Below are 10,017 nucleotides of genomic sequence, written 5' to 3'. Positions count from 1 at the left end.
CGGAAAACGTCCGGTAGAATATGCAGCAAGTTGCGGATTGTTTAAACGCCCAACAGTTATTGCGCATGGTGTAGTATTAAATGAAAATGAGCGTGCATTTTTAGCAGAACATGATGTTCGAGTAGCTCATAATCCGAATAGTAATTTAAAACTAGGTTCTGGTATAGCGAATGTGAAAGCGATGCTAGAAGCAGGAATTAAAGTAGGGATTGCAACAGATAGTGTTGCGTCTAATAATAATTTAGATATGTTTGAAGAAATGCGCATTGCAACTTTATTACAAAAAGGTATTCATCAAGACGCAACAGCATTGCCAGTAGAAACTGCTCTTTCTCTAGCGACAAAAGGAGCTGCAGAAGTAATTGGTATGAAACAAACTGGATCACTTGAGGTTGGAAAGTGTGCTGATTTTATTGCGATTGATCCGTCTAATAAACCGCATTTACAACCAGCTGATGAAGTGTTATCACACCTTGTATATGCAGCTAGTGGAAAAGATATAAGTGATGTAATTATTAACGGAAAACGTGTCGTTTGGAATGGTGAATGTAAAACGTTAGATGAAGAGCGTATTATATTTGAAGCAAGTCGTTATAAACGAGGTTTACAAAGATAGGTATGTGCAAGTTGTTTGAAAAAGCTGTCCTTTTTTAAAAAGGACAGCTTTTTTCTTGAGCGAATAAATATTCAATATAATGTCGCATCTTTCTGTTAATATTTCTGTTATAATATATAACGTTTATAATATTTTATTTTTAAGGAGAACAATTCATGAAGCGAAAAAAGAGCCATTTAATGGTAATGGCAATTATTACATCTTTATTTTTAACAGCTTGTAATAATAAAGCGAATAAAAGTGATACAGAGGCTAAAAAACAAGTGTTAAATGTAACAGTATCAGAAGAAATTCCTTCACTTGATACTGCAAAAACGATGGATGGGACATCATCACACGTTATGCAAAACATATTTGAAGGATTGTATGTGCTAGATGATCAAGATCATCCTATTCCAGCAGTAGCAAAATCGTTTAAAAGAAGTGAAGATGGTAAAAAATATACATTTGATTTGCGTAAAGATGCAAAATGGTCAAATGGAGACAATGTAACAGCAAATGACTTTATATTTGCATGGAAACGTGCAGTTAACCCGCAAACGGCATCTCAATATGCGGACATGTTCTTTCATGTGAAAAATGCGAAAGAAATAAATAAGGGAACAATGTCACTTGATGAACTTGGGGTTAAAGTTATAAATGATTATAAGTTAGAGGTTGAACTTGAACAGCCAATTCCGTATTTTTTACAGTTGTTAGCACTGCCGATATACTTACCACAGCATGAATCATTTTTGAAAGAACAAGGAAATAAATACGGATTGGAACCTAGTAATCTCATATATAACGGCCCATTTGTATTAGAAAAATGGAAACATGAACAAGAGTTCCAATTAAAGAAGAATGCTACATATTGGGATCAAAAGAAAGTGAAATTAGACGAAATAAATTTTCATATTGTAAAGGATACAATGACGGCTGTAAATTTATATGAGGCCGGCGATTTGGATCGAGTACCTATTAATTCTCAAGTTGTAGACAAGTATAAAGGGAATAAGGAATTACATATGTCAAGTGATCCTGGAATCGCTATGCTACGTTTTAATGAGAAAAATAATGCGTTAGCCAATAAGAAAGTACGTCAATCTATCTCATTAGCATTAAATAAAGATGATTTTGTTACTCACTTTATTAATAACGGGGCAAAACCTGCAAATGGACTTGTACCAGTTGGTCATATGAATGAAGAGACTGGCAAAGATTTTAGAAAAGAAAACGGAAATATTTCTTCATATGATTTGCAAAATGCGCAAAAGATTTGGGAAGAAGCGAAAAAAGAGCTTGGAGTAGAGCAAGTAAACCTCGAGTTTTTAACGTTTGAACAAGATAATGCAAAACGTATGGCAGAATATATAAAAGGTGATTTAGAAAAGAATTTGAATGGATTAACGTTACAAATTAAACAGCTGCCATTTAAGCAAAAGTTACAGTTAGAACAAACAGGTGATTACGATATAACGATGGCAAATTGGGGACCTGACTATAAAGATCCAATTAATTATTTAGAATTATTTACGACGGGGAATCCGAATAATAAAATGAGTTACTCGAATTCTCATTACGATGATTTAATAAAGAAAGCGAAAAATGATTTTGTACTTGATCCGGAGAAACGATGGGAAGCGTTGCGAGAGGCTGAGCAGGTCTTATTAGAAGACGCTGCCGTGGCACCGCTTTATCATCTTGGTTCAGCTTATGTACAAAAGGATTATGTAAAAGGAATTGCAAAACATCAATTTGGTGGCGTCTATACTTATAAGAATGCTTATGTTGATAAGAAGTAAATAAAAAAGCCTTACTTTTAAAAGTAAGGTTTTTTTACAGAGTGTTGGGAAACCCTTTAGGGTTGTTGCCAGCACATGAAAAAGATGAATGCGTAATTGTTGTTACGTATTCACAAAAAGTTGCAAAAAAATCAGATTGAGCAGTTTATTTAAGTAAAACGAAGTTAGTAGTAAACGAAATTAAATAGCTAAGAAAAAAGCTCAATTTCTTAATTTTAATACTGAGAAACTGGTCAGTTATTAAAAAATTAGGGTATATTAACGGGGATTCATATTGGAACTAAGGCAGATCCATTTGGCTGTATTCTTAAGTTGTAGACTTAGAGATTGAAGCTGGAATTAATTATTTAATTCCTATTTCTGTACATAATATCGTGGGGAAGAAGGTAGTACTTTGAGAACAACAGAAAATTTTAACGACAAGGCCGATATATATGCGAAATATCGCCCCGATTACCCTAATGCATATATTGATTATTTGTTTTCGGCTAACCAACTGAAAGAGGACCGAATTGTGGCTGATATTGGTTCAGGTACGGGGATATTTAGCCACCAGTTGCTTGAAAGAGGTTTAAAGGTTATTGGAGTTGAGCCAAATGATGACATGAGAAAGATGGCTGAGCAATCGTTAAAACTATATACTCGTTTTCAATCAATAAAAGCAACTGCTGAAAATACCACTTTAAAAGAGCATAGTGTGGATTTAGTAACTGTTGCTCAAGCATTTCATTGGTTTGATAAAGCAGCTTTCAAAATGGAATGCCAACGAATCTTGAAACAAAAGGCAAATGTTGCTCTCGTTTGGAATAGTAGAGATTTAACTAGTTCGATTATGAAAGAGAATGCAGAAATTTGCCAGAAAACCTGCCCGAATTTCACAGGATTTAGCGGTGGAATAGAGGAAACTCCCGAAGTATTCAACACCTTTTTTAAGGATGGAAAGTATGAGTTTAAAGAGTATCAAAATGATTTACTTTTTGATTATGAAGGTTTTTTGGGAAGGAATTTATCAGCGTCCTATGCTCCGAAAAAGGATGATGAAGAATATAAAAAATTTGTTTTTCTCCTGTCAGAGTTATTCGAAAAACATAGTAAGAATGGAAAAATTGTTCTCCAAAACATGACGCGAACCTATCTAGGAAATGTCTAAACAACCGGACATAAAGGGACTTTAATCGAAGTACCTATTTGAATTGTAGATTATCATGTACTAATTAAGATCTTCAACAACCGGGAGCGATTGTTGAACAACAATTAAAAGGGCGATACATATTATTCATGCATAATATGTATCGTCCTTTATTTTTTATGACCTTTTACGATTTAAGTCTTCTAACTAAAAAAATCTGTTGAAGAAAGCCGCGATGTTTATAAAAAGTTGTGAAGCTTTGCCCTTTTAGGTCATTTAGTCTAAAGGGGTGTTTATATTTTTAACAAAGAGCTTTTGTGATTGTTGAAGAGGAAGGTAGAAACATTAGATTAATAGCAGTATAGAGGCATTATTATAACTGAAGATTTTTATTTGTGATACATCTCACACCATAAATACATATATAACTTTACAATTAGAATATCAATTGATGGGAGGGTTAATCTTGATTAATCGTGATTTTAATGAAAATCCATTTATTGTGATATGGGAGTTAACAAGGGCATGTCAATTAAAATGTCTGCATTGTCGTGCAGAAGCACAGTATCATCGTCATCATCTAGAGCTAACATTCGAAGAAGGAAAAAAACTAATTGATGATATATATGAAATGGAAAATCCAATGCTTGTATTTACTGGTGGAGATCCATTAATGCGTCCAGATGTATATGATATTGCGGAATATGCAGTGAAAAAAGGTGTTCGAGTTTCTATGACGCCAAGTGCCACTCCAAACGTGACGAAAGAAACGATTCAAAAAGCAAAAGAAGTGGGACTTGCTAGATGGGCATTTAGTTTAGATGGGCCAACAGCTGAAATACACGATCATTTTAGAGGGACAGAAGGATCATTTCAATTAACAATGAATGCGATTCGTTATTTGCATGAATTAAAAATTCCTATTCAAATTAATACTGTTGTTTCTAATTATAATGTGGATGTACTTAAAGAAATGGCAATGTTAATAGAAGAATTAAAATGTGTACTTTGGAGTATATTTTTCTTAGTTCCAACAGGACGAGGTAAGGAAAAAGATATGATTTCACCAGCCCAACATGAAAGGGTATTCCATTGGCTATATAAACTTAGTAAAGAGGTTTCTTTTGGTATTAAAACAACAGCTGGTCAGCACTATAGACGAGTTGTGCTTCAAGAAAAAATGAAAGAAAATAGCAAGACAAGTCAGATCATTCAATATCAGGATGTATTGATGAATGGGACGACAGGGCGAATTGATGGGCTTGGTCGTGCTCCAAAAGGGGTGAATGACGGAAACGGTTTTGTATTTATTTCTCATATTGGAGATGTATATCCAAGTGGATTATTGCCTATTAAAACCGGGAATATTAGAATGACAGCACTAGCTGAAATCTATCGAAACTCCCCTGTTTTTCAAAACCTTCGTAATCCGGACAAGTATAAAGGCAAGTGCGGTGTTTGTGAGTTTCGATATGTTTGTGGGGGATCTCGTTCTAGAGCATATGCGATGACGGGGGATTACATGGAAAGCGAACCTTTCTGTGTATACATTCCAAAAGCATTGAGAAAACAGAAAAAGAACGTCAAAACGGGAAATGAGTAAAAGTTTGCTCATTTCCCGTTTTTTTAGATTTTATAATGTATTGTACTTCGCATCAATCGTACGATAAGAAATGAAAACCGATCGTTTTTTTCCATCCCTCATTAAAAATCTACTATTTGGATCCGTTGTACGGATACGAATTCTTCACACATAAATTCTATTAAACCGATTTTAATAAAGCATAAAAATTCGTATCATATGGAATATCATCTTGATACATATAATTTTTTAGAACGCCTTCTTTTTCAAAACCTAATTTTAATAGCACCTTATTTGAAGCTTCATTTTCAAGAAAGACAATTGCACCAATCCGTTTTAAATGAAGCGTGTGGAAACCGTATGATATAACCTCAGAAACTGCTTCCGTAGCATAGCCATTTCCCCAGTGTTCAGGGAGAAAGGCATAACTTATATTTGCTCGTTTATGCTCAGAAGACCAATCGTGAAAACCAATTGTTCCAATGAGTTCTTTTTTATCTTTTAATTCGATGCCCCATTTTATACCGTTTCTTGCATTGTAACTCAACTTGAAATTATTAATAATTTGCTTTACTTGATCTACATTCTGTAATGGTTTTTGGCCATAATAGCGCAGTACATCAGTATTAGAAAAGCATTGTAGTATACCCGGTGCATCTTCTTCCGTAAGTTCTCGCAAAATGAGTCGGTCAGTTTTTAATATAGGAAACATATTTTCACTCCATTTCTTATGAAACTAGAATGCATTTGTTATTATATAATTTAAACTGAAAATAAAGATTATTCAAGATGAAAGGGCAGGTTTGATTTATGTTAAAATTGGATGTGGAATATATTTCAAAAAAGAGGTTTAGAAATGGAGAAAAACTCAATATTAATTGTAGATGATGATCTAGATATTGTTCAATTTATTAATGTGAATTTAACGCAAGAAGGTTTTACTGTTTTTAGTGCTCATAACGGAGAAGAGGCATTAGAGATAATAAATAATAACAGTATTCAACTTGCTATTCTTGATATTATGATGCCTCAAATGGATGGTATAGAACTGTGTAGAAGGATTAGAGAGAAATATAGTTTACCAATTATGTTTTTAAGCGCAAAATCATCGGATGTAGATAAAGTAATTGGATTTAGTACTGGGGCAGATGATTATATTGTGAAGCCGTTTAGTACAATTGAATTTATAGCAAGAGTGAAAGCTCAATTAAGAAGGTATACATATTTTAATCAAATTGCTGTCCAAGTAATGGAAAAGAAAATAAACATTAAAGGTTTAGAAATAGATGAAATTTCTAGAGTAGTAAAGATATATGGACAAACAATTAATGTTACAAAAACTGAATATGATATTTTGCACTTAATGGCAGCTGCAAAGAACCGTGTGTTTACGATTGAAGAAATATATGAAAGTGTTTGGAATGAAAGGGCCTATGAAAGTAATAATACGGTAATGGTTCATATTGCGAGATTAAGAAATAAAATTGAAGAGAATCCAAAAGAACCGAGGTTTATACAAAATGTTTGGGGAGTCGGGTATAAAATTGGAGATTAAATCATTACAAGGAATTAGAGCTAAATTCTTTTTTGCATTTATATGTAGTATTCTGTTAGCTACGGTAAGTATCATATTAGTTCAAATTTTATTTGGAAGTATATATAGTGACGTTGTCGCGCTAGAAGAAAAATATTCGTTTGTTTATTTTATGTTTTTTCTGCTGTTAACCACTATATATTTTGCATTACTGACAAAGACAACTATAAAAAGATTGAATGAGATCAATAAGAACGTGAAGGAAATAAGCAATGGTAATTTGGAAATACATATACCTATTTCGAAAAGCGATGAGATTGGTGAGTTAGCGACGAATGTCAATAGAATGGCCAAAAGTTTAAAAGAGTCTATTGAAAATGAAAAAAAATCACAGGAAATGAAAAATGAAATGATTAGTAATATTTCACATGACTTACGAACGCCTGTAACATCTCTAATTGGTTATGCGGACTTACTAGAAAATAAGCTTCATTCACATGGAGAAGAATGTGGACAATATGTAAGCATATTAAAGCGAAAAAGTTATGAATTAAAAAATCAAGTTGAAGATTTATTAGAATACTGTCAAATAAACTATAGAGAGATTGAATTACATAAAAATGTAGTAGATATGAAAGCATTAATTGAACAGGTCATGATTGATTTTTTACCACAGTTAGATGATGCCAATATGAGTTTTTATATTAAAAGTAATGAAGAGCTATATGTAAAAGTTGATGTAGCACTTATAGTGAGACTATTTGAAAATATAATTAGTAATAGCATTATGTACGGGAAAGATGGAAAAGAAATTTCAATTCAAATTTCCCAAAGAGAAAGGAATGTTGAAGTAGAAATTAAAAATTTTGGACAATGTATTCCGACAAGGAGTCTTCCTTACGTTTTTGAGAAGTTTTATCGTGGTGAAAAATCACGTAGCTCTCATACGGGTGGGAAAGGAATGGGACTTGCAATTTCGAGAAGTATAGCTCAGCTCCATAAAGGAGATATAACTGTATGTAGTAACGATAAAGAAACAATTTTCACTGTGAAATTACCACAGTATAAAAAAGTAAGAAAGTCGTAAGTATTTCTTTCATATGCCGTAATTTTTATTTCGTATCATTGAGAACAAAGATATGAGAGTAGGGATACAGCATGTGGAAGAAAAGTTTGTTAGCAAGTATAGTTTCTTTTTTAATTATAAGTTGGAGTGTAGTTTATTTAGCTCATGGTAGTATATCAGTCGTTGTTTGGTGGTGGATACAAGCATTTAGCGTAGTTTCGATTTTTATTTTGATAGGCTCAGTAGTAATGTTTGCTTGGAAAGGCATCTTTAGAAAGCGAATAGATAGAACGCTACTTTTAATAGTTCTGTTCTCTATCATTGGAGCTTGGCCTGTCGGGTGGTTCGCTAACATTGGGAGAATTGCATACCCAGCAGATGTACAGTCTACGAGTCCTAAAATAGTCGTTCGTTTTCCTTTGAATGAGCGGGCGTTAGTAGGGTGGGGTGGTGATCGCCTAGAGAAGAATTATCATGTGATAAAACCAAATGAAAGATGGGCATATGATATTCTCATTCCACCTGCTGAAGTGAAAAGTAGTAAGTTAGAGGATTATGGAATATACGGAGCGACAGTAATGGCGCCAGCTTCTGGAACAGTTGTATCAGTTAATAATGATGAAAAAGATTTAGTTCCGGGATCAGATGATTTTCAGTCAATGGCCGGGAATCATATTTATTTACGGTTAGATGAAACAGGGACATTTTTGATTCTCGCTCACTTAAAGAAAGGGTCAATTAAAGTTAAAGAAGGACAACATGTAAATGAAGGCTTCGTTCTTGCCCAAGTTGGTAACTCTGGAAGTTCAAGTGAGCCGCATTTACACATCCATCATCAAAGAGAGAATCCATCCGAGGTGAGTATGTTTTGTACGGAAGGCTTGCCACTTTATTTTCGAACTAAAAAAGGTGCGCTGATGCCGGAAAGAGGTACATACGTAAAAGGTAATTAGAAGAGAATTATTTTACTAAAAAGGGTATTCCATTTTTGATTGGAATACCCTTTTTCATTACCCTATAAATGTTTGATACAGTAAGAAAATATTTAAAACGATAACGAGTGCAGCAATTATCCAAGCGATGAAAGTTGTTATACGGTGGTTAACGAGTGCCCCCATAATCTTTTTACTACTTGTAAACATAATAAGCGGTACTAATGCAAAGGCAATCCCAAACGATAAGACAACTTGGCTCATAACGAGAGCATAAGTTGGGTTTACACCTAAAGCAATTATAACTAGAGGTGGAATCATTGTTATAAATCGGCGTAAATATAACGGAATATGCATGCGAATGAATCCTTGCATAATAATGTCACCAGACATTGTACCGACAGACGAGCTAGATAATCCTGCTGATAAAAGTCCGATTCCAAATAAAGCAGCGGATGCAGGACCGACTAAATTACTGAATTGGTTGAAAGCGACGTCAAGGTCTTCAACGTGCAAGCCGTTTTTAAAGAATAAAGCAGCTGCTACAATTAACATACTCGCATTAATGGCTCCAGCGATAACCATTGCAATAATGATATCAATGAATTCGAAACGGAAAATCTTTTTCTTTTGTTCATCATTTGTTCCGACTACACGGCGCTGTGTTAAGGCGGAATGTAAATATATTGCGTGTGGCATAACTGTCGCACCTAAAATACCAGCTGCTAAAAGAATACTATCCACGCCTTGGAATTTTGGGATAAATAGTCCTGAAAGAAGAGGGCTTAATTCCGGTTTTGCATAAAAGACCTGGACACCAAAAGCGATAACAACGATAAAAATCATCCCTGTTATGATTGCTTCTAATGGACGAAAGCCTCTGCGTTGAAATTCAAGAATAATAAACGATCCAGCTGCTGTAATTAAAGCTGCTGGTAACATTGGAATTCCGAATAACAAGTACAATCCGAGTGCTGCCCCAATAAATTCAGCTAAATCAGTTGCCATAATAACAAGTTCACCTTGAATCCATAAACCGATGGAAACAGGTCTCGGGAAATTTTCGCGAGCTATCTCTGGAAGGTTTCTCCCAGTAGCAATTCCTAATTTAGCTGATAAAGTTTGAATTAATACAGCCATTAAATTAGAAGCGAGAATTACCCAAAGTAATAAATAACCATATTGTGAACCAGCAGCAATATTCGTTGCGAAATTTCCAGGATCAATATAAGCGACTGAAGCGATGAAAGCAGGCCCTAAGAATGGTAATAGTCTTTTTAAGCCTTTCGTTTGTCCGCTTAGCGCTAAATGTGCTGATTGAACAGTTGTACTTTGAGAAGGGATTTGTTCGTCTTTTGAAATATCTTTATTCAT

At 34.2% G+C, this 10,017-nt stretch carries 9 protein-coding genes; 7 read left to right on the top strand and 2 right to left on the bottom strand.

Annotated elements, in window-relative coordinates; all coding sequences use genetic code 11:
- The 4 genes from JDS92_RS04875 to JDS92_RS04860 form a co-directional block, all read left to right on the top strand.
- Positions 1-616, top strand: a 616-nt coding sequence (locus tag JDS92_RS04875; RefSeq protein ID WP_199631581.1) for an amidohydrolase family protein, incomplete at its 5' end; no start/stop codon positions are given.
- Positions 617-771: 155 nt separating this feature from the next.
- Positions 772-2,400, top strand: a complete 1,629-nt coding sequence (locus JDS92_RS04870) for a peptide ABC transporter substrate-binding protein (protein WP_097959013.1) — start codon at positions 772-774, stop codon at positions 2,398-2,400.
- 394 nt (positions 2,401-2,794) lie between these two features.
- Complete coding sequence (locus JDS92_RS04865) at positions 2,795-3,550, top strand: class I SAM-dependent methyltransferase (RefSeq protein WP_199631580.1); 756 nt, start codon at positions 2,795-2,797, stop codon at positions 3,548-3,550.
- A gap of 430 nt (positions 3,551-3,980) precedes the next feature.
- Entirely contained in the window at positions 3,981-5,132 is a 1,152-nt protein-coding gene (locus tag JDS92_RS04860; protein WP_140158522.1) for a TIGR04053 family radical SAM/SPASM domain-containing protein, read from the top strand.
- Between the two features lie 160 nt (positions 5,133-5,292).
- Here the strand turns inward: JDS92_RS04860 and JDS92_RS04855 are convergent, their stop codons facing one another.
- Positions 5,293-5,823: a GNAT family N-acetyltransferase gene (locus tag JDS92_RS04855; RefSeq protein ID WP_000483971.1), complete on the bottom strand. Its 531-nt coding sequence runs from the start codon at positions 5,821-5,823 to the stop codon at positions 5,293-5,295.
- A gap of 144 nt (positions 5,824-5,967) precedes the next feature.
- On the opposite strand from JDS92_RS04855, the gene JDS92_RS04850 reads away from it, so the two are divergent.
- The 3 genes from JDS92_RS04850 to JDS92_RS04840 all read left to right on the top strand — a co-directional run bounded on the left by JDS92_RS04850 (position 5,968) and on the right by JDS92_RS04840 (position 8,664).
- Positions 5,968-6,666, top strand: a complete 699-nt coding sequence (locus tag JDS92_RS04850) for a response regulator transcription factor (protein ID WP_000414522.1) — start codon at positions 5,968-5,970, stop codon at positions 6,664-6,666.
- Positions 6,632-7,732 (top strand): sensor histidine kinase, encoded by a 1,101-nt coding sequence (locus tag JDS92_RS04845; RefSeq protein ID WP_199631579.1) that lies wholly within the window; start codon positions 6,632-6,634, stop codon positions 7,730-7,732. The genes JDS92_RS04850 and JDS92_RS04845 overlap by 35 nt, the downstream gene beginning before the upstream one ends.
- 71 nt (positions 7,733-7,803) lie before the next feature.
- The gene (locus tag JDS92_RS04840) at positions 7,804-8,664 is read left to right on the top strand and encodes a M23 family metallopeptidase (protein WP_199631578.1); all 861 of its coding nucleotides are present in this window, start codon (positions 7,804-7,806) and stop codon (positions 8,662-8,664) included.
- A gap of 57 nt (positions 8,665-8,721) precedes the next feature.
- Here the strand turns inward: JDS92_RS04840 and JDS92_RS04835 are convergent, their stop codons facing one another.
- On the bottom strand, positions 8,722-10,017 hold the full coding sequence (locus JDS92_RS04835) for an Nramp family divalent metal transporter (RefSeq protein ID WP_001030659.1): 1,296 nt from the start codon (positions 10,015-10,017) through the stop codon (positions 8,722-8,724).

This window comes from Bacillus cereus group sp. N12, from assembly GCF_016483575.1.
Taxonomy (GTDB): domain Bacteria; phylum Bacillota; class Bacilli; order Bacillales; family Bacillaceae_G; genus Bacillus_A; species Bacillus_A toyonensis.
This window is presented reverse-complemented; position numbering and strand designations above follow the sequence as displayed.

Excerpts from the sequence above, each read along its gene's own strand:
- JDS92_RS04870 (WP_097959013.1), top strand. The coding sequence starts at position 772 with ATGAAGCGAAAAAAGAGCCATTTAATGGTAATGGCAATTATTACATCT.
- JDS92_RS04860 (WP_140158522.1), top strand. The coding sequence starts at position 3,981 with ATGGGAGGGTTAATCTTGATTAATCGTGATTTTAATGAAAATCCATTT.
- JDS92_RS04855 (WP_000483971.1), bottom strand. The coding sequence starts at position 5,823 with ATGTTTCCTATATTAAAAACTGACCGACTCATTTTGCGAGAACTTACG.
- JDS92_RS04850 (WP_000414522.1), top strand. The coding sequence starts at position 5,968 with ATGGAGAAAAACTCAATATTAATTGTAGATGATGATCTAGATATTGTT.
- JDS92_RS04845 (WP_199631579.1), top strand. The coding sequence starts at position 6,632 with ATGTTTGGGGAGTCGGGTATAAAATTGGAGATTAAATCATTACAAGGA.
- JDS92_RS04840 (WP_199631578.1), top strand. The coding sequence starts at position 7,804 with ATGTGGAAGAAAAGTTTGTTAGCAAGTATAGTTTCTTTTTTAATTATA.
- JDS92_RS04835 (WP_001030659.1), bottom strand. The coding sequence starts at position 10,017 with ATGAATAAAGATATTTCAAAAGACGAACAAATCCCTTCTCAAAGTACA.